The organism is Komagataeibacter intermedius TF2 (assembly GCF_000964425.1).
GTDB classification, from domain to species: Bacteria; Pseudomonadota; Alphaproteobacteria; order Acetobacterales; family Acetobacteraceae; genus Komagataeibacter; species Komagataeibacter intermedius.
The window spans coordinates 53,122-73,369 of the sequence record NZ_BANF01000039.1 but is presented as its reverse complement, the minus strand read 5'-3'; the positions used below and the strand labels follow the sequence as shown (position 1 = coordinate 73,369).

General features: G+C 63.1%; 18 protein-coding genes. 11 read left to right on the top strand and 7 right to left on the bottom strand.

The genetic code is table 11. The annotated features are described in order from the left end of the window. Positions 1-6: 6 nt before the first annotated feature. Complete coding sequence (locus tag B7449_RS07815) at positions 7-1,107, bottom strand: glycosyltransferase family 4 protein (RefSeq protein ID WP_039734303.1); 1,101 nt, start codon at positions 1,105-1,107, stop codon at positions 7-9. Between the two features lie 261 nt (positions 1,108-1,368). On the opposite strand from B7449_RS07815, the gene B7449_RS07810 reads away from it, so the two are divergent. The 5 genes from B7449_RS07810 to B7449_RS07790 all read left to right on the top strand — a co-directional run bounded on the left by B7449_RS07810 (position 1,369) and on the right by B7449_RS07790 (position 9,896). Then, positions 1,369-2,850, top strand: a complete 1,482-nt coding sequence (locus tag B7449_RS07810) for a mannitol dehydrogenase family protein (RefSeq protein ID WP_039734301.1) — start codon at positions 1,369-1,371, stop codon at positions 2,848-2,850. A gap of 138 nt (positions 2,851-2,988) precedes the next feature. Continuing rightward, on the top strand, positions 2,989-5,376 hold the full coding sequence (locus tag B7449_RS07805) for a glucose/quinate/shikimate family membrane-bound PQQ-dependent dehydrogenase (protein WP_039734300.1): 2,388 nt from the start codon (positions 2,989-2,991) through the stop codon (positions 5,374-5,376). A gap of 382 nt (positions 5,377-5,758) precedes the next feature. Beyond that, positions 5,759-7,087, top strand: a complete 1,329-nt coding sequence (locus tag B7449_RS07800; protein WP_039734295.1) for a cytochrome c — start codon at positions 5,759-5,761, stop codon at positions 7,085-7,087. 21 nt (positions 7,088-7,108) lie between these two features. Next, positions 7,109-7,582 carry a (2Fe-2S)-binding protein gene (locus B7449_RS07795; RefSeq protein ID WP_010513474.1) on the top strand — a complete coding sequence of 158 codons (474 nt, stop codon included), beginning with the start codon at positions 7,109-7,111 and terminating at the stop codon, positions 7,580-7,582. Further along, positions 7,575-9,896: a xanthine dehydrogenase family protein molybdopterin-binding subunit gene (locus tag B7449_RS07790; protein WP_039734294.1), complete on the top strand. Its 2,322-nt coding sequence runs from the start codon at positions 7,575-7,577 to the stop codon at positions 9,894-9,896. The genes B7449_RS07795 and B7449_RS07790 overlap by 8 nt, the downstream gene beginning before the upstream one ends. Before the next feature lie 124 nt (positions 9,897-10,020). Here B7449_RS07790 and B7449_RS07785 read toward each other — a convergent pair whose 3' ends face one another. Continuing rightward, the gene (locus B7449_RS07785; protein WP_039734293.1) at positions 10,021-10,503 is read right to left on the bottom strand and encodes a DUF3429 domain-containing protein; all 483 of its coding nucleotides are present in this window, start codon (positions 10,501-10,503) and stop codon (positions 10,021-10,023) included. Positions 10,504-10,642: 139 nt separating this feature from the next. On the opposite strand from B7449_RS07785, the gene eno reads away from it, so the two are divergent. Both eno and B7449_RS07775 read left to right on the top strand, forming a co-directional pair. Then, a complete protein-coding gene (gene eno / locus B7449_RS07780; RefSeq protein WP_039734348.1) occupies positions 10,643-11,923 on the top strand; it encodes a phosphopyruvate hydratase in 1,281 nt (426 codons plus the stop codon). 61 nt (positions 11,924-11,984) lie between these two features. Next, a complete protein-coding gene (locus tag B7449_RS07775) occupies positions 11,985-12,314 on the top strand; it encodes an FtsB family cell division protein (RefSeq protein ID WP_039734292.1) in 330 nt (109 codons plus the stop codon). Positions 12,315-12,387: 73 nt separating this feature from the next. On the opposite strand, the gene rpmG is transcribed toward B7449_RS07775, so the two are convergent. After that, positions 12,388-12,555, bottom strand: a complete 168-nt coding sequence (gene rpmG, locus B7449_RS07770; RefSeq protein ID WP_003620129.1) for a 50S ribosomal protein L33 — start codon at positions 12,553-12,555, stop codon at positions 12,388-12,390. A 159-nt stretch (positions 12,556-12,714) separates the two neighbouring features. Between rpmG and B7449_RS07765 the strand changes: the two genes are divergently transcribed. Together B7449_RS07765 and lexA are read left to right on the top strand one after the other, a co-directional pair. Then, on the top strand, positions 12,715-13,923 hold the full coding sequence (locus B7449_RS07765; protein ID WP_039734290.1) for a molybdopterin molybdotransferase MoeA: 1,209 nt from the start codon (positions 12,715-12,717) through the stop codon (positions 13,921-13,923). 118 nt (positions 13,924-14,041) lie between these two features. Beyond that, positions 14,042-14,719, top strand: coding sequence for a transcriptional repressor LexA (gene lexA, locus B7449_RS07760; protein WP_039734289.1), 678 nt, complete (start codon positions 14,042-14,044; stop codon positions 14,717-14,719). Here the strand turns inward: lexA and bioD are convergent. From bioD to B7449_RS07745, 3 genes are read right to left on the bottom strand one after another with little or no spacing between them, the layout of a single operon-like run. Continuing rightward, complete coding sequence (gene bioD / locus B7449_RS07755) at positions 14,716-16,122, bottom strand: dethiobiotin synthase (RefSeq protein ID WP_039734345.1); 1,407 nt, start codon at positions 16,120-16,122, stop codon at positions 14,716-14,718. The two genes, lexA and bioD, sit on opposite strands and share 4 nt — an antisense overlap. Then, the gene (locus B7449_RS07750; protein WP_039734286.1) at positions 16,122-16,790 is read right to left on the bottom strand and encodes an alpha/beta fold hydrolase; all 669 of its coding nucleotides are present in this window, start codon (positions 16,788-16,790) and stop codon (positions 16,122-16,124) included. The genes bioD and B7449_RS07750 overlap by 1 nt, the downstream gene beginning before the upstream one ends. A gap of 2 nt (positions 16,791-16,792) precedes the next feature. Beyond that, positions 16,793-17,986, bottom strand: coding sequence for an aminotransferase class I/II-fold pyridoxal phosphate-dependent enzyme (locus B7449_RS07745; protein ID WP_039734284.1), 1,194 nt, complete (start codon positions 17,984-17,986; stop codon positions 16,793-16,795). 61 nt (positions 17,987-18,047) lie between these two features. Between B7449_RS07745 and B7449_RS07740 the strand changes: the two genes are divergently transcribed. Both B7449_RS07740 and B7449_RS07735 read left to right on the top strand, forming a co-directional pair. Then, the gene (locus tag B7449_RS07740; RefSeq protein ID WP_039734282.1) at positions 18,048-19,313 is read left to right on the top strand and encodes an adenosylmethionine--8-amino-7-oxononanoate transaminase; all 1,266 of its coding nucleotides are present in this window, start codon (positions 18,048-18,050) and stop codon (positions 19,311-19,313) included. Positions 19,314-19,367: 54 nt separating this feature from the next. Then, the gene (locus B7449_RS07735; RefSeq protein ID WP_039734280.1) at positions 19,368-19,625 is read left to right on the top strand and encodes a hypothetical protein; all 258 of its coding nucleotides are present in this window, start codon (positions 19,368-19,370) and stop codon (positions 19,623-19,625) included. Between the two features lie 56 nt (positions 19,626-19,681). Here the strand turns inward: B7449_RS07735 and B7449_RS07730 are convergent, their stop codons facing one another. Beyond that, complete coding sequence (locus tag B7449_RS07730; RefSeq protein WP_235721016.1) at positions 19,682-20,221, bottom strand: DUF4167 domain-containing protein; 540 nt, start codon at positions 20,219-20,221, stop codon at positions 19,682-19,684. Between the last annotated feature and the right edge of the window lie 27 nt (positions 20,222-20,248).

Genomic DNA, 20,248 nt, shown 5'->3' with positions numbered 1-20,248 from the left:
GGGACGTCAGCCCTGCCGGGCCTGCACCAGCGATTCCGCGCGTCGGATGACGGCATGGGCCATGGCATGGACCGTATCCGTGCCGTAGCGTTGCAGGATATCGCTGCGGGCCGCGTGGCCGATCCGTGCGCACAGGCCGGGACGCGCATGAAGGTGCAGGATCTGTGCCGCGAGCGCTTCCGGTGTCGATGCAGGCAGCAGGAACCCGTTCTGCCCGTCGCGGATGATATCGGGAATGGCGCCGACCGGTGTTGCAATGACCGGCAGTCCCGCCTGCATGGCTTCATGCACGGCAATGCACAGCCCCTCGAAATGGGATGGCTGGACATACACGTGCAGCCCGCGACAGAATTCCAGAGGGTCCGGCTGGAACCCCTCGAAGCTTATGGCGTCCGGGGCCATCCGGGCCGCCAGCGCCTGCAGGGCCACCATCTGCGACCCGCACCCACACAGCGACAGGTGGATGCGCGCATCGGGCCGCGTGGCGCGGATGATGCCCATGGCCTGTATAAGCAGCTGCATGTTCTTTTCGGGTTCCAGCCTGCCCAGCGACCCGACATGGAAGGTCGCCCCCGGCTGCCCGTTCCATGGCGTGGCGGCCGGGACGCTGGCGCTGGCCATGAACAGCGGCCAGGTGCAGATCCGCTCCGGTGGCAGGCCAAGCTGGGTACGGGTGGTACGCGCCACGTATTCGGAATCGGCCACCCAGAACGCGCTCATGTAACGCGACCGTCGCAGCAGGAAGCGGTTGGCGGGCTTGAGGAACGCGCTGTGCTGCCAGCTGACGACGGGAATGCGCAGCAGCCTGCCGATGATCTGGCCGAACAGGGTCGCGCGCGTCAGCGATGTCCATAACAGGTCGGGCCGGTTGGCGCGGACATAACCCAGCACCTCAGGCAGGGATGCGAACCGGTCGGGATCACGGTCATTGACGATATGGTAATCGATCCCGGCTGCTTCCAGCCAGGCAATGGCGTTCCCTGCCTTGCGCGCCAGTGCCACGACGCGGATCTCATGCCCGCAGGCGCGCATCATCCCGATCACAGCAGGCAGTGGTCGTTCGGCGCCGCCGCCATTCAGGCTGTTAATAAGATAGAGGATACGCATTCATTACCAACAACTGATCCGCCCGGGGCTGCCCCTGCCGTCATTTTTTGCAACCGGAACACCGGATATGCAACGGCAGGAAGGCTTAATAGGGCAGTTTTACCCATTAGAAAACAGCATGACCGGCAATATCGGTGGTAAATCGTGCGGGCATGGCCCCTGCCCTGATCATGGCCGGCCACAGATACGCTGCATTGACGGGTTGTGTGCGCTGGCATTTCTGATTACGCGTCGTGGATACTTTCCCGTGGAAAATGGTTCATGACCGTACTCAACAATACGTCCCTGCCCCACCTGCCGGCCAATATCGTGGTGCCTGCCTATGACCGTAGCAAGGTCACGCCCGGCATTGCGCATATCAGCGTGGGTAATTTCCATCGCGCCCATCAGGCGGTTTACATGGATCGCGTGCTGGCCCGCCCCGGTCAGGCCGGCTGGGGCCTGCTGGGCATCGGGTTGATGGAAAACCCCCATGAGGCCGGGAAGGCAAAGGACATGGAAGCGCAGGACTGCCTGTATTCCCTGACCGAATGCGCCCCCGACCTGCCCAACGTGGTGCGTGTGATCGGGTCCATCACGGAATATATGTATGCCCCCGCCGACCGTGCGGCCACCATTGCGCGCCTGGCTGATCCCGCGATCCGCATTGTCAGCATGACCGTGACCGAAGGCGGGTATTATGTGGATGAAAACGGTGTTTTCCCCGTCGATCATCCCGTGATTGCCGAGGACCTGAAGCGCGAGGTGCCGCATACCGTGTTCGGCCTGCTGACCGAGGCGCTGCGCAGGCGGCGTGAAAGCGGTGCCGGCCCCTTCACCATCCTGTCGTGTGACAACCTGCCCCAGAACGGCCATGTCGCCCGGACGGCCTTTCTTGGCTGGGCGCGCGCGCGCGATGCGGGCCTTGCGCAGTGGATGGAGGAAAACGTCACCTTCCCCTGCACCATGGTCGATCGCATCACCCCGGCCGTCCACCCCGATGATGTCCGCCGCCTGGATGCGGAAAGCGGGCTGGATGACCGTATTCCCGTCTTCTGCGAGGATTTCATCCAGTGGGTGGTTGAGGACAATTTCTGCGCCGGCCGTCCCGAACTCGACGCCGTGGGCGTGCAGTTCACCGATAATGTCCAGCCGTATGAGGAGGTGAAGCTGCACATGCTCAATGCCTCCCATTCGCTGCTGGGCCTGTCCGGCGTGCTGTCGGGCTATCGGGTGGTCAGTGAGATCATGGAAGACCTGAACGAGGTCACGCTGGTCGAGCAGTATCTCGCCTTTGACGCCGAGCCGCTGCTGCATGCCCCGCCGGGTATGGCGCTGACCGAATATGGCAGGCGCCTGCTGCACCGCTTCCGCAACCGGGCGATCAGCGACCAGCTCCTGCGCATTGCATCCGACAGTACGTCCAAGCTGCCCATGTTCATCAAGAGCACGGCCATGGGCGTGATCGCGCATAAGCGCCCCGTGGCGCGCATCGCCTTTGTCGTGGCCTGTTATGCCGAATACCTGCGCGGGCATGATGACAAGGGGCAGCCCTACGACATTGTCGAGCCGCACCTGACCGATGATGACCGGGTGAAGGCGGCCTCGTCCCATCTGGAGGACGCGCTGGACATGAGTGCCTTTGCCGGGTGGGAACTGGCGGAGAATCCCGGATTCGTCCAGACCTACCTTGCCCTGCGCCAGTCCATCCGCGCCAGCGGCACGCGGGCGACGCTCGCAACGGTTATATCTGGCGGGAAATAGACGTTCCAAGGGGCCTTCATGCCCCCTGAAATGTTTAGACACACGATTTATTCATCAAGTTAGGCTTGACCCGGCGGTAAGTCCTCCGTTTTCTCATGGGAGAATGTTCGGACTGTATCACGGTAATCAGGAAAACTTATGAATAGCCTTATACGCTCGGCTCCCCTCCTGGTGGCTGCCATAGCCGTCTGCGCGCTGACAGGTCTGTACCTGCTGGGCGGCGGCTTGTGGCTGTGCCTTATCGGAGGTTCATTTTACTACGTTGTCGCGGGTATCCTGCTGCTGGTGACGGCATTCCTGCTGTTCCGGCGGCAGGCATCCGCACTGACGGTCTATGCGGTGCTGCTGCTTGGCACGATGGCATGGGCCGTTAACGAAGCCGGGTTTGACTTCTGGGCCCTCGCGCCGCGTGGGGATATCCTTGTACCCATCGGTATCGTGCTGGCCCTGCCGTGGGTGACGCGGCACCTTCAGCCTGCGGGTATGGCTGCGCGCGTGCCGCTGGTGGGCGCGATTGTCGCGGCTGTCGTCGTGGTGGGCATCGCCCTGACCGGCGATCCGCAGGATATTGCGGGCAACCTGCCCCCGGTGGCCAGTGACGCCCCCGAACCCGGTGATGCCCACCAGATGCCCGATGGCGACTGGCAGGCATATGGCCGCACGCAGTTCGGGGACCGTTTCTCCCCGCTCCGGCAGATCAATGCGGACAACGTCAGCAGGCTGAAGGTGGCGTGGACGTTCCGCACCGGCGACCTACGTGGCCCCAATGACCCCGGTGAGATCACCGATGAGGTCACTCCCATCAAGATCCGTGATACGCTTTACCTGTGTACCCCCCACCAGATCCTGTTCGCCCTGGATGCGAAAACGGGCAGGCAGCGGTGGAAGTTCGATCCGAAGCTGTCCTACAACCCCACGTTCCAGCATCTGACCTGCCGTGGTGTGTCCTATCATGAGGACAAAGCCGACACGCAGGCTGCGGATGGCGCGACCGCGCCGGTGGAATGCGCGCGCCGCATTTTCCTGCCCACCAACGACGGACAGCTGTTCGCGCTGGATGCCGAAACCGGCGCCCGTTGCGCATCGTTCGGCAATAATGGCGTGGTGAACCTGCAGGACGGCATGCCCGTCAAGACGCTGGGCTTTTACGAACCCACGTCTCCCCCGGTCGTGACCGACACCACCGTGATCGTGTCCGGCGCCGTGACCGACAACTATTCCACGCATGAACCTTCCGGCGTGACGCGCGGCTTCGACGTGCATACCGGCGCGCTGAAATGGGCGTTCGATCCCGGCAATCCCGATCCGAACGAAATGCCGTCCGAACACCACACCTTCGTGCCCAACTCCCCCAATTCGTGGATCACGTCGTCCTATGACGCCAATCTGGACCTGATCTACATCCCGATGGGCGTGCAGACGCCCGATATCTGGGGTGGCAACCGTGGCGCGGATGCCGAACGCTATGCCAGCTCGATCGTGGCGCTGAACGCTTCCACCGGCAAGCTGGTATGGAGCTACCAGACCGTTCACCATGACCTGTGGGACATGGACATTCCGGCCCAGCCCAGCCTGGTCGATATCCGCAACGAACAGGGCGAGGTCATTCCCACGCTGTATGCCCCGGCCAAGACCGGCAACATCTTCGTGCTGGACCGTCGCAATGGCCACCTGGTCGTCCCCGCGCCCGAGCGCCCCGTGCCGCAGGGGGCTGCCCCCGGTGATCACCTGTCGCCCACGCAGCCCTTCTCCCAGCTGACATTCCGTCCCAGCAAGCTGCTGACGGATGCCGATATGTGGGGCGGGACGATGTATGACCAGCTGATCTGCCGGATCATGTTCCACCGCTTGCGTTACGAAGGCACGTTCACGCCGCCTTCGCTGCAGGGCACGCTGGTGTTCCCGGGTAACCTTGGCATGTTTGAATGGGGTGGTCTTGCGGTTGATCCCGTGCGGCAGATTGCGATCGCCAATCCCATCGCCATCCCGTTCGTGTCCAGGCTGATCCCGCGTGGCCCGAACAACCCGGCAACGCCTGACCGGTCCCTGCCCTCGGGCAGTGAAAGTGGCGTGCAGCCGCAGTTCGGCGTGCCGTATGGCGTAGACCTGCATCCGTTCCTGTCGCCGCTGGGCCTGCCATGCAAGCAGCCGGCCTGGGGCTACATGTCCGGCATTGACCTGCGCACCAACAAGATCGTGTGGAAGCACCGCAACGGCACGATCCGTGACAGCGCGCCGCTGCCGCTACCGATCAAGATGGGCGTGCCCAGCCTGGGCGGCCCGCTGACCACGGCGGGCGGCGTGGCTTTCCTGACCTCGACGCTGGATTATTACATCCGCGCGTATGACGTCACCAATGGCCGCGTCCTGTGGCAGGACCGCCTGCCCGCCGGTGGCCAGTCCACCCCCATGACCTATGCGGTGGATGGCAAGCAGTACATCGTGACCGCGGATGGCGGCCACGGGTCGTTCGGCACGAAGCTGGGTGACTACATCGTCGCCTACAGCCTGCCGGACCAGAACTGAGCATTGGAAGCCGGGGAAGGATTTTTTCCTTTCCCGGCTTGACATGACCGGTCCTATCTATATTCATCTGTATATAGATATTGCTGTTACAGGACACTGCAGACCCATTTATTCAAGGGTTTGCGGTGGTTCTGCTATATTCATATCATAAACAAATAAGTCTTATTACAGCTTTGATCTTACGCGCCCCCAAACGGCTTGATTAGGAAACGGTAATACAAAAGTTTCCGCCGTGGCGCCGATGTTCCCGCACATCCGGCAGTTCCGGTGCCTTCTGAATGGCGCAACGATGCGCTGTTTCGTGTGTTTCGCGCCATATCGGCACTGGAACCGGGCGGATGATACGGGGTGATATGATGACTTTCACAACCGCGAGAACATCGTGATTAAACGTATTGCAGCAGCGATTGTGGGAATCGGTGTCGCCGGCGGCGTCGGGTTCCTTGCCTATGCGTGGTATCCGGCCATTGCGCCGGTTGCTCCGCCTCCTCCTTCCTCTTTCTCCGCAGCGCAGATCGAGCGCGGGCGCGTGCTGGCCGCTGGCGGCTACTGCGCCGAATGCCACACCCGCACGGATGGCAAGCGCGGTGTCGAGCTGGCGGGCGATTACAAGATGGACACGCCCTTTGGCGCCATCTTCTCCTCCAACATCACGCCGGACCCCGAAACGGGTATCGGCCACTGGTCGGAAGCCGCCTTCAGGCGCGCCATGCGCAAGGGCATTTCGCGTGACGGCACGCAGCTTTTCCCGGCCTTCCCGTTTGACCACTTCACGCACATGACGGATCAGGACATCGATGATGTCTATGCCTTCCTCATGACGCGGGAACCTGTGCACTCGGTCAAGCGTGACAACACGGTGGGCTTCCCCTTCAACATCCGTCTGGAACAGGCGGGCTGGAAGCTTCTGTTCCTGCACGAAGGGCCGCTGAAGAACGATCCGTCGCATGATGCCGAATGGAACCGTGGCGCCTATCTGGCCGAAGGCCTGAGCCACTGTTCCGCCTGCCACACCCCGCGTAACCTCATGGGGGCGGAAAAGGCCAGCGCGCCGTACGATGGCGCCCCGGTGGACAACTGGATTGCGCCGCCGCTTAACGAACACAACCCCACCCCGGTCGTCTGGACCGAGGACGAGTATTTCAAATACCTGCGCTTTGGCTCCGCCCCGCTGCATGGCAGTGCTGCCGGCCCCATGTCGCCCGTGGTCCACGGTGGCCTGAGCGAAATGCCGGAATCCGATGTGCATGCCATCGCACATTATCTGGCTGACATCGACCATGCCTCCACCCGCGTAAGCCAGGACCCCAAGGCCATCGCATGGGCCATGCAGGCGTCCATGAAGGATCTGGTCGGGCCGCAGGTGAACCCGAATGCGAAGCTGTATGCCGGCGCCTGCGCCGCATGCCACGCCAATGCCGGCCCGCAGCCGGTTGAAGGCCGCCCCGACCTGGCGCTGAACAATGCGCTGTGGCTGGATGAGCCGACCAACCTGTTCCAGGTCATCCTGCGCGGGATCGGGACGACAGAAGGCATTTCCACCGTTTCCATGCCCAGTTTCTACCATTCCTTCTCGGATGCGGATCTGGCCCGCCTGGCAGCTTACCTGCGCGCGACCCGCACGACCCTGCCACCGTGGACCGATCTGGAGAAGAAGGCGGCCGAGGTTCGCAAGACCCTGCCCGCCCCCCCAGTCGCGTCGTCCCATTGAGCTGAAAGACGGAGCTAGAACATGACGACCTTTCGCCTCAATGGACGGGAAGTAACCGTTGACGTACCGGGTGATACCCCCCTGCTGTGGGTCATCCGTGACGAAGTTGGCCTGACCGGAACGAAATTCGGTTGCGGCATCGGCATGTGTGGTGCGTGCACCATCCATATCGGTGGCCGGGCCACCCGTTCCTGCGTGACCCCCATCAGCGCCGCCGAAGGCGCTGACATCACCACGATCGAAGGCATCGATCCCGAGGGTAATCATCCCGTGCAGCAGGTCTGGCGTGAAATCCAGGTGCCGCAGTGCGGCTACTGCCAGTCCGGGCAGATCATGCAGGCCATAAGCCTGCTGAAGGATTACCCCTCTCCCACGGATGAGGAAATCGATGCCGTCATGGCTGGCAGCCTGTGCCGGTGCATGACTTACATTCGCATTCGTGAGGCCATCAAGAAGGCCGCGGCCACCGCACGCGGAGATGCATCAAATGGGTAGATTAAACCGCTTCCGCCTTGGCAAGGACGGACGCCGTGAACAGGCTTCCCTGTCACGTCGCGGCTTCCTTGTCACCTCTCTGGGCGCCGGCGTCATGTTTGGCTTCGCGCGTCCATCATCCGCCAACCAGATTTTCCCGCTCGACCGGTCGCTGCCGGGGGACGGGGCGTTCGAACCCACCATCTGGTGTTCGATCGCACCCGATGGGGAAATCACGGTCAACATCATCCGCGCGGAAATGGGCCAGCATATCGGCACTGCCCTCGCCCGCATCATCGCGGATGAAATGGAAGCCGACTGGAGCAAGGTCCGCATCAATTACGTGGACACCGACCCCAAATGGGGCCTGATGGTCACCGGTGGCAGCTGGTCGGTGTGGATGACATGGGATGTCTTCCGCCAGGCCGGCGCCGCGACGCGCACGGCCATGGTGGAGGAAGGCGCCCGCCTGCTGGGCACCACGCCGGACAAGTGTACCGTCGCCAACAGCATTGTCAGTGCCGGTGGCAAGCAGATCAGCTTTGGCGACATTGTGGCCAAGGGGCATCCGTCCCATTCCTTCACGCCGGAGGAAATGGCCAGGCTGCCGCTCAAGCCCGCCAGCGAGCGCAGGCTGATCGGCAATGCCGAACTCAAGGCGCTGGATATTCCCGCCAAGACCAACGGCACGGCCATTTACGGAATCGACGCCAGGGTGGAGGGCATGCTGTATGCCCGGCCCAAGATGCCGCCCACGCGCTATGGCTCCAGGGTGCGTTCGGTTGACGATACCGACGCCAAGAAGATCAAGGGTTATGTCCGTTATCTGCTGATCGAGGATCCGTCCGAGGTTGTTCAGGGCTGGGTTGTGGTGCTGGCCGAAAGCTACAGCGCTGCCATCCGCGCGACAGATGCGCTGAAGGTTGACTGGACGCCGGGCGAGACGATCCACACGTCCGAACGCGACATTCAGGACCGCGGGCGCGAACTGATCAGCAACAAGGATGGCGGCGTCTACATCTTCAATGATGATGGCGTGGACCAGGCCTTCAGCAGCGCGCATACGGTCATGGAACAGGAATATACCTGTGCATCCGTGCTGCATTACCAGCTGGAACCGACCAATGCGCTGGCCTTTGAAAAGGACGGCGTGTACGAAATCCATGCGGGTAACCAGTGGCAGAGCCTGATCCTGCCCACGCTGGCCAAGTCGCTGCAGGTGCCGGAATCCAAGGTCATCCTGCGCAGCTACCTGCTAGGTGGCGGATTTGGCCGCCGTCTGAACGGGGATTACATGATCCCGGCCGCCCTTGCGTCCAAGGCGCTGGGTGGCAAGCCGGTCAAGCTGATCCTGACTCGGTCGGATGACATGCAGTTCGATTCCTTCCGTTCGCCTTCGGTCCAGCGCGTACGCATGGCCTTTGACGGCAGTGACCGGATCACCTCCATGGATTATCAGGCTGCAGCAGGCTGGCCTACGGGTGTGATGGCCGAAGCGTTCATGGAAAAGGGCGTGGATGGCAAGCCGTATGACCAGTTTGCCATCGCTGGTGGCGATCACTGGTATGAAGTTGGCGCCTTCCGGGTGCGTGCGCTGCGTAACGACCTGGCGGAAAAGACCTTCCGTCCCGGCTGGCTGCGTTCGGTCAGTCCCGGCTGGACCAGCTGGGGGATCGAGTGTTTCCTTGATGAGGTCGCGCACCGCCAGAAAAAGGATCCCGCCCAGTTCCGCCTTGAACTGCTGACCGCGCAGGGCCGGAACAAGGGGCAGGCACCCGATTCCGTTGGCGGCGCGCTGCGTCAGGCCGCTGTCGTGCGCAGGCTTATGGAAAAGGTGAACTGGGGCAAGACCACCCTGCCCAAGGACACCGCGATGGGCCTTGCCACCACGGCCGGACAGGAACGCGGCATGCCGACATGGATCGGCTGCGTGGCGCAGGTGCATGTGGACCGCAGCACGGGCGTGGTGACATGCCAGAAGCTGACCATTGTCGTCGATGCCGGCACCGTGGTCGATCCCGATGGCGCGAAGGCCCAGACCGAGGGCGCCGCGCTGTGGGGGCTGAGCATGGCCCTGTTCGAAAATACGGAAATCGTGAACGGCATGCCGGTTGACCGTAACCTGAACACCTACACGCCGCTGCGTATTGCCGACACGCCGGAAATGGACATCGAGTTCCTGCCCAGCACCGAAAAGCCGATGGGTCTGGGTGAACCCGGCACGACGGTGGTCGGGCCTGCCATTGGCAATGCCATCTTCAACGCCGTGGGCGTGCGCCTGCGTCACATGCCGGTCCGCCCGGCGGATGTTCTGCGGGGTCTGCAGAACAGCTAGGCGGTCATGGCCTGAATACGGAAAACCCCGGCATGCGGTGCATGCCGGGGTTTTTTTATTGTCTGGATTGGCGACGATTTAAAAAATAGCTTCATCAGAAATTTCTTTATGATTTTCCTGAATATCAATGGGGTCGCATACCCATGCAGGCGGCCAGTATGGTCAGGAAACACAGTTCCGCCAGACAGATGACAAACCACTGCAATGTCATGTACCCACGCGGCATGGCCCCGCGCTGCCAGGCCATGCGTTCCACCACGGCGGTAGCGGCGAATCCTGCGATCAGGATCAGCAGCCCGATCAGTTCGTGCACCGTGGCGAAGCACAGCCCCACCCAGCCAACGACAGCAGGCGCACCCCCCATGGCAAGGCGCAGGTTGGTCAGGCGCTGCGTGCCGCCAGCGGGAATGATGTCCGGCTGTTCCAGCGCCAGCCCCCAGTGGACCGCGCCAAGAAAGGACAGCATGACCGCGCCATATCCGACTGCCGCCGTCAGCAGGCGGGGCGTATGATCGGGTGTGAGGAACAGGATAGCGCATGTGCAGCCAACCAGTGGCAGCAGGCTTGCCAGCGCGGTGACGATGGCAAGCAGTGGCAGGCGTTTCACGGCAGGTCTCTCCTATCCTTGTCATGTTGTATGCATAGCCTGCTCTGGCATGATGCGTGGCATCTGTTATCGTGGGGCAGGATATGCATGCGGTCGTATGCCGTATCCCCATAATGTCAAATCTGAGGAAACAGATACCATGAGCGCCATTATCGATATCATCGCCCGTGAAATACTCGACAGCCGCGGCAACCCCACCATCGAGGTGGATGTCGAACTGGCATCTGGCGCAAAAGGCCGTGCTGCCGTCCCTTCGGGCGCGTCCACCGGCGCGCATGAAGCTGTTGAACTGCGTGATGGCGACCCCAAGCGCTATGGCGGCAAGGGCGTGCTCAAGGCGGCAAGCCATGTCGAGCATGAGATCCTTGAAGCCCTGCAGGGCGTGGAGTCGACCGATCAGGTCGCCATTGACGAGGCGATGATCGACCTCGATGGCACCCCCAACAAGTCCCGTCTGGGTGCGAACGCGATTCTGGGCGTGTCGCTGGCGGTGGCCAAGGCCTCGGCCGAGGAACTGCAGACCCCGCTGTACCGCTATGTCGGCGGTGTGTACGCCCGCACCCTGCCGGTTCCGATGATGAACATCATCAACGGCGGCCAGCATGCCGACAACCCCATCGACATTCAGGAATTCATGATCCAGCCGGTGGGTGCGCCCACGGTGACGGATGCGATCCGCATGGGATCGGAAATCTTTGCCCAGCTCAAGAAAAGCCTGTCAGGTGCGGGATACAACACCAATGTCGGTGACGAAGGCGGGTTTGCGCCTGCGCTGAAATCCGCCGACGAGGCACTGGGCTTCATGATGCGCGCGGTCGAGGCCGCAGGCTACAGGCCCGGCGATGACGTGACCTTTGCACTCGATTGCGCCGCGACCGAGTTTTACAAAAACGGCCGCTATGAACTGAAGGGCGAGGATAAGAGCCTCGACGCCGCCGGCATGATCGCCTATCTGGCCGACCTGTCCGCCCGTTATCCCATCATTTCGATCGAGGATGGTCTGGCGGAGGATGACTGGGAAGGCTGGGCCGAACTGACCGCCAACCTGGGGCACAAGCTGCAGCTTGTGGGTGACGACCTGTTCGTGACCAATCCCGACCGTCTGCGCCGGGGCATCAAGGCGGGTGTCGCCAATTCGCTGCTGGTCAAGGTCAACCAGATCGGCACGCTGAGCGAGACGCTGGAAGCCGTGCAGATGGCGCAGCATGCCGGTTACACGGCGGTGATGAGCCACCGCTCGGGTGAAACGGAAGACAGCACCATCGCCGATCTGGCGGTGGCGACCAATTGCGGGCAGATCAAGACCGGATCGCTTTCGCGTTCGGACCGGACCGCGAAATACAATCAGCTGATCCGTATCGAGAACGAACTGGCCACGGCGGCCCGCTATGCCGGGCGTACGATCCTGAAGAACGGGTGACACGCCATGCCGGACGGGGTAATCCCGTCCGGCAACAGGGCAAGGCAGGAAAAGGAATACGATGCAGCTGGGTAAGATCATACGGCGTGTGATGGGCGCCACCATTCCCCCTGCCCTGTTCATCGGGCTTACGGCCTATTTCGGCTGGAATGTCATGCGGGGCGAACATGGGCTGCACAGTTATGCCGCACAGCTGCACCTGCTGGATGAAGCGCGTTCCGCGCAGAAGGACGCGGCTGCGGAACAGGACGTATGGCTGCGCCGCGTGCGCGGGCTGAAGGAAGGAGCGCTGGATACCGACCTGCTGGATGAACGCGCGCGTTCCATGCAGAACCTTGCCCGGCAGGATGAAATCGTCGTCCCCTATGGTGAGCACGACCACCTGTACTGATTCCCTGCGTGGCAGGCACAAAAAAACCCCGGGAACGTCCCCGGGGTTTTTTTGTATCCGTTTGCGCGGAAGATTATTTGATCTTCGCTTCGCGGAAGGCCACGTGCTTGCGGGCGACGGGGTCGTATTTGCGCATTTCCATCTTGCCGGTCTGGGCACGGGCATTCTTCTTGGTCACGTAGAAGTAGCCGGTGTCCGCCGTGGAGACGAGTTTGATCTGGATGGTGTTGGTCTTGGCCATGATATCCTCAGCACTGCTTTGCCGCTGCTGGAACATTCAGGTACAGCAGTGGTTCAAGTGGGCGGAAAATGCGCATACACAAGGCGCAGGTCAAGCACCCCAACCGATATTTCTGATTAAATTCGTCCACAATGGGTAAAAAAAGGAGTGCAGTGCACGATGTTGAGCGTCCCGGAAGCGCGCAAACGGATTCTGGACGGGGTGTTTCCCCTCCCTGCCGAGGTCGTGGCCCTGACCGATGCCTGTGGGCGTGTCAGCGCGGCCCCCGTCATTTCACGGCTGTCCAATCCCCCGGCCGATGTCTCGTCCATGGATGGGTATGCCGTGCGCGCGGCGGACCTGTCGGCACAGGGCACGCGCCTGACCTGTATCGGATCGGCGCCTGCGGGCCATCCTTTTGCGGGGCAGGTCGGACCGGGGGAATGCGTGCGCATTTTCACCGGCGCGGTCGTGCCATCTGGTGCGGACGCCATCCTGATCCAGGAAAACGCACAGGCCGAAGGGCAATCCGTGACCACCACGACCACCCTTGCGCCCGGCACCTATATCCGGCGGAAGGGGCAGGATTTTGCCGAAGGTCAGGACATCATTCCCGCAGGCCGCAGGCTGTCCGCGCGTGACATCGGCCTTGCCGCGGCCGCCAGCCATGCCTGGGTGCAGGTAACGCGCCGTCCGCGCGTGGCCATTGCCGCGACGGGGGATGAACTGCTGCTGCCCGGTAGCGGGATCGGGGCGGGACAGATCGTCAATTCCAATACCCCCATGCTGGCTGCCCTGCTGCGTGCGGCGGGAGCCGAACCGGTCATGCTGCCGGTCGTGCGCGATGACATGGCCGACCTTGCCACGCTGGAACGCATGGTTGATGGCGTAGACATGCTGCTGACCGCGGGCGGCGCCAGCGTGGGCAGCCATGATCTTGTGCGGCGTGGGCTGGAACAGGTCGGGCTGAAAACCGATTTCTGGAAAATCGCCATGCGGCCGGGCCGTCCGCTCATGTACGGGCACCTGGAGCGCCTGCCCTTTATCGGGCTGCCGGGTAACCCCGTGGCGGCGTTTGTCTGCTCGGTCGTGTTCGTCCTGCCTGCCCTGCGTCGCATGGCGGGGCTTGCCATGCCGGTCATGCCGCCTGAACACGCTGTCCTGGGGGCGGACGTGCCCGAAAACGACCGGCGCATGGATCATCTGCGCGCGCGTCTGGATCATGACGGGAACGGGCGACTGGTGGCCACGCCCTTCCCCGTTCAGGATTCGGCCATGCTGCATGTGCTGGCTGAAAGTGCGGCGCTGGTCCTGCGTGCGCCCAATGCGCCACCGGCGAAGGCGGGCGATCCGTGCGAGATCATCCGTATCGACCGCGTTCTGGAATAGGTGTTGGATGCCGGTTGACGGAGCGTGTGGAACCAATGTAGAACACGAGACAGGTTTTTGATTTGTTCCATCGCGTTTCGGACCCGGCGACAGCGCCAGCGGCAGAAGGATATGTGGCATGCTCACCAAGAAACAACATGAGCTTTTGCTGTTTATTGACGGCCACCTGCGCAGGACGGGTTTTTCCCCATCGTTTGATGAGATGAAGGATGCGCTGGGCCTGCGCTCCAAATCCGGGATTCACCGTCTGATCTCGGCGCTGGAGGAACGGGGCTTCCTGCACCGCAGGCATCATCGCGCCCGCGCGCTGGAAATCCTGCGTCTGCCTGATATCGATGTGCCGCCCACGCCTGCCCCGTCCGATTCGCCCACGCCTGTGCCGGACAGCGTGCCCGCCCCCGCGATACTGGCGGGCGTGGTGGACGTGCCCTTTGTGGGGCGCATCGCCGCAGGCAACCCCATCGAGGCGATCACGCCGGAAACCACCCGCATTACCGTCCCGGCCACCATGCTGGGAAAGGCCAGCCATTACGCGCTGGAGGTCACGGGGGATTCCATGCAGGAGGCGGGTATTCTGGATGGCGACATGGTTATCATCCGTGAAGGCGCGCAGGCCAGTGACGGGCAGATCGTCGTCGCCCTGATTGATGGGGCGGAAGTCACGCTCAAGCGCCTGCGCCGTGAAGGTGGCGATATTGCGCTGATCCCCGCCAACAGCCTGTATGAAACCCGGGTACTGCCGGCTGGCCGGGTCAGCGTGCAGGGTACGCTGGCGGGCCTGATCCGCCGTTACTAGGACTTGTCCCGCGTCATCTGATCCCATGTGGGCAGGCGAGCGGCCAGTTGCGCCACCGCTTCCGGCCCCATGGGGGTAATGGGCGGGAATTCGGCCAGTATGCGCACCTGGCCGTGGCGTTCGATGGCGCTGCGCCCATGGGGTTCGGGTGCACCGTTCAGGATCACCCCCGCCACATGCAGCCCGCGCGCGCGCAATGCCGCAAGGCTGAGCAGCGTATGGTTGATCGTGCCAAGCTGGCTGCGGGCCACCAGCACCACCGGCAGGGCCAGCCGGACCATGAGGTCGATCATCAGGTAATTTTCGGCAATCGGCACAAACACGCCGCCCGCCCCCTCCACAACCAGCGGCCTGTTAGTGGCCGCATGGCGCGGCAGTGCGATCGTGGCGGGATCAATGCGGGTATGGGCTACGGACGCCGCGTCCTCGGGCGAAAGGGATGCCCCGAACGTGGCAGCGGGCGGATGGATACGCGCGGGTTCCAGACCTGCCAGATGCTGCACGCCCGTGCTGTCGGACGGGGCATCGTCCGTGCCGCTCTGCAATGGTTTCCAGTACGATGCGTTCCATGCACGTACCAGTGCGGCGGATGTCACCGTTTTGCCCACATCCGTATCCGTGCCGGTGACGAACACGCCCGGCCACGTCGCGCGGCGGAACAGCCCGTAGCCAACATGGTATGAAATGGCGAACGGGCCATCTGTTTCCGCCGCCGCCAGCACACGGCGCAACTGCGCGCCCGTTGCGGGTGGATGCTCCACATGCGTGGCCCCGATGGCGCGCAGTTCCTGCACGAACGCCAGTGGCGAGACCGGGGTGTCGACAATTTCGGCATCCTGCCACTGCCCTGCGCCGCATGCGGGCCATTCGGCCTGTAGCTGGTCTGCGCCTGGGTAATCCGGCGTGGGACACGTCACCCCGGCTTGCGCATATGCCTCCCGCCACTGCCTGAAGCTGCCTGCGCATAACGTGCTCATCGCCATTAGCCCCCCTGGCGCCAGCAGGTTCGCCAGAGCGCGCAATGTGCGTGTGCGGTCCGGGAACCACTGCATGGCCATGCTGGAACAGATCAGGTCAAACGGCCCCTTCACGTCCGGGGCTTCGGCATCCATGCGGCGCAGTACCAGACGCGCGTCATCGGGCATATGCCGGGCCACGCGGTCCAGCATGGCGGGCGCTATGTCGGTGGCGGTGATGTGGGCGGTTGGGAACAGCCTGCGGAGCTCCCGGGTCAGGAAGCCTGTTCCGCAGCCGACTTCCAGAATGCGCGCGGGTGGCGCACCGGCATGCCGGGTGGCAATGCGGCGTGCCAGTTCGGTTGCGGCAATACGCTGGATACGGGCGGCCTGATCATATCCCCGTGCCGCGCCAAAGCGGGTGGCGATGCGGTCCTTGCTGGTCATCATGCGGTTATCCGTCGGGTCATGCCCGCAATGGCCCGGGCACAGGTGGTGGCATGGGTCAGGGGCAGCAGGTGTCCACCATCCAGCCATTGGGGGGCGTCCACACCACTGCCGGGCGTAAAACAGGCATGGGTCAGGGTTGGGGGCGCAATGGCGTCTTCTGTTCCGGCAATGATGTGAACGGGGCACGTGGCCCGTTTCAGGTCATTCCTGCAATCCATATCCATCAGGGCCTGCAGTCCCTGCTCCAGCCGGCCACGCTCGATATGGGGTGGCACCGGGGTATCAATGCCGGCCCGCTGGCGGAAGCCGTGCAGCAGGCCTTCGGGGTCCCGCAGCAGTCCGGCACGCATGCGTTCGATCACGCGGCGTGGAATGCCATGGGGAAAATCCGTTGCTGTCCCGAACCGGCTGAAACCGTTTATCAGCACCATCCCGCGACACAAGGGCCCATGATGGCGCAGCAGCCAGAGCGCGCCAAGGGAATGCCCCGCGGCAACATAGGGAACCTGCGGCAGGTCCATGGCGGGACGTGGGCTGAAGAAGCCGAAATCAAGGCACTGACTTTGTATTGTAATCGTACCAAGGGCGGCACGGACCGTATCCCAGAACGACGGATCGAACGCCCAGCCGTGCACGAGCACGACGGGAAGCGATGAGGCCGGCATGCTCACGCGCTCTCCCGCGCGGCATGGGTGATGGCGGTGGCCAGCCGGTCAATCATGCTGCCGGTATGGGCCGCACTCAGCGCCAGTCGGATGCGGCTGCCATTGGGCGGGACCGTGGGGGGACGGATGGCGGTAGCCAGAACGCCACAGGCCTCAAGCCGGGCCGCGAAGGCCAGCGCGCGTGTCGCTTCCCCCATCATGATCGGTATGATCTGCGTGGTGGACGGGCCGGACGTCAGGCCGCATCCCTGAATGACATCGCGGATATGTGCGGCATTGCGGGCCAGCCGTGCCCGCGCCTCGTCCAGTGTGGGCACAAGTTCCAGCGCCGCGTCCATTGCCCCCAGAACCGCGGGTGGCGGGGCGGTCGTGAACACGAAGCCCGAACACGCATTGACCAGCCAGTCGCACAACGCCCGCGATCCGGCCACATACGCCCCGAAGCCGCCCAGCGCCTTGCTGAACGTTCCCATGACCAGATCGATCTCGTATTCGGCGCACAGCCCGCGTCCCTGCGGGCCCAGCACGCCGGTGGCATGGGCTTCATCAACATAGGTGAAGGCGCCATGCCGCCGCGCAATCGCGGCCAGTCGTGCAATGTCGGTGCGGTCGCCATCCATGCTGAAGACGCTTTCTGTCACGATCACCCGCATGGCACGATCGTTGCCAGCATGGCGGTCCAGCAGGCTGTCCAGATGGTCCAGGTCGTTATGGCGGAAACGGATCTGCCGCACCCCGGCAGCCATGCAGCCCTGATGCAGGCTGGCATGGTTCAGCCGGTCGGTGAAAACCAGCGGCGGCGCGCCCTGCCCCGCCGCCAGTCGCAGCAGCGCCGCCAGTACCGACGCATTGGCCTGCCATCCGCTGGCCAGGATGACCGCGCCCTCGCACCCCTTGAATGCCGCCAGCCGTGTCTCGACGTGCATATGGCGCGGGCTGGTTCCGGTGACCAGACGCGATGCGCCAGACCCGGTGCCGTCAAGGCGCAGCCATTCGGCAGCCCGCGCCGCCAGTGCGGGATGGTGGGACAGGCCCAGATAGTCATTGGATGAGAAATTGACCAGTTCCCGCCCGTCACGGATGACGGTGGCAGCCCCCACATGCTGGACGGGGCGCAGCACGCGACGGGTATGCGTATCCGCCATATGATCGAGCGCGGTCTGGAAAATTGGATCAAAACGGGCCATGAAGCGCATTCTCCTGCCGGAGCATGCTGCCCCGGTCAATCCCGCCTACGCAATATCACGGAGTGGTCGCATGCATGGACCCCAATGGCTGGAACGCGGCATGAAGCATGTCTGGCTGCCTTATGCCCAGATGCAGACAGCCCTTCCCCCCCTGCCTGCCGTCAGCACGCAGGGGCGCACCATTACGCTGGCGGACGGGTCGGAACTGATTGATGGCATCGCATCATGGTGGACGGCCTGCCATGGTTACAACCATCCCCATATCCGCGCTGCTGTCAGCGACCAGCTCGGGCGCATGCCGCATGTCATGTTCGGCGGTCTGGCCAATGCGCCCGCACTGACGCTGGCCAGCCGTCTGGCCGCCATGCTGCCGGGGGATCTGGAGCGGGTTTTCTTTACCGATTCCGGCTCCGTCGCGGTCGAGGTCGCGATGAAAATGGCCATCCAGTACTGGCTGAACCGTGGCCGGACGGGACGGACGAAGCTGGTGGCCTTCCGTGGCGGCTACCATGGTGACACGATGGCCACCATGGCCGTGTGTGACCCGGAGGAAGGTATGCATTCCCTGTATCAGGGGGCGTTGCCGGAACATTTCATTGCCGACCTGCCTGTCGATGCGCGGAGCACCCGGGCGCTGGATGCATTACTGACGCAATCGGTCGACAGTATTGCCGCGATTATTGTCGAGCCACTGGTACAGGGCGCAGGCGGCATGCTGTTTCATTCGCCGGACGTGCTGCGCACCCTGCGCATGCTGGCCGACAGGCATGGCGTGCTGCTGATACTGGATGAAATATTTACCGGCTTTGGTCGCACGGGCAGCATGTTCGCATGTGAACAGGCCGGGATCGTGCCCGATATCATCACCCTGTCGAAGGCATTGACGGCGGGAACGATGGCGCTGGCGGCGACTGTTGCGCGCACGCATGTGTTCGATGCGTTCCTGTCGGACAATCCCATGCATGCGCTCATGCATGGGCCGACCTTCATGGCCAACGCCATGGCCTGCGCCTGCGCCAATGCCTCGCTGGACCTGTTTGAACGCGGGGACTGGCAGGATCAGGTGGCACGGATCGCACAGCAGATGCGCACGGAACTGGAACCGTGCCGTAACCTGCCCCATGTGGTGGACGTACGTGTGATGGGCGCGATCGGCGTGGTGGAACTGGATCGCATACGTGACATGAATGCCCTGAAGGCCGCCCTGATCGCACAGGGGGTCTGGGTGCGGCCATTCCGTCATATCGTCTATCTGACGCCAGCTTTTAACATAACCGCGCCCGAACTGGGGAAACTGACGGCCGCCATCCGGACCGTGCTGGCACATCCGGTGTAAGTGAGGGCTGTATCCGCGCTAGGCCATTGGGGACGGATCTGGTATAGAAAAGACATGACTTTTTTTCAGCATCGATCCTGGCGCATGACAAATCATGACAGCAAGCGGCAGATCGTGCTGAAGATCCTGTCGGACGGGAAAGCCCGTTCAGTGCGGGAAATTGGTGACCTGTTCCCCGAACTGGGAACCTATCACGCCCGGCTGGCGCTGCAGGCGCTGCGCAATCAGGGGCTGGTCACGGTGGAAGATGCCCCGGACGCCAGCGATGGGCGCAGGCGCAAGGTCTGGCGTCTGGTTGACGCGCATACGTAATCGCGACTGACGTCCCACGAAGCCCCGCCCGGCAAGGCGGACGGGGTTGTTCCCATTCAGGACGGGGTGGATTCCAGTTCTTCTTTCTTTTCAACCGGCGGTCTGGCACGGCTGTTACGGCGCGGCGCGCGGGGCGCACGCGGTGCTGGCGCTGGTGCCGGTTCGCTGGCTACGGTCGGCTGCGGGGCGGTTTCCGCCGGTTCGGCTGCCTGCGGCTGGGAGGCTGGCTGTTCGGCCGCGTCCTCGCTGCTGGCGTCAGAGGGCTGGCGATTGTCAGCGGGGCGCTGCTGGCGGGCGGCCATGCGTTCCTGACGTTCCTGCTGGCTCTGCTGTGCCGCCTGCGTCATGGCGTTGAGAATGCGGAAGTAATGTTCGGCATGCTGGAAATAGGCTTCCGCCATCACGCGGTCACCTGTGCTGCTGGCATCACGGCCCAGCTGCAGGTATTTCTCAAACAGTTGCTGCGCCGTGCCGCGCACACGCAGGTCAGGCCCGTTGCTGTCGAATACATGGTTGCGGTTTAACGGGATCTGGCCATTGTTATGGCGCACGCTTCCGCCATTGCTGCCGCCCGAACGATTGTGACGACCTCGCATGCGTTTCATGTTCATAAGCTGTCGCAG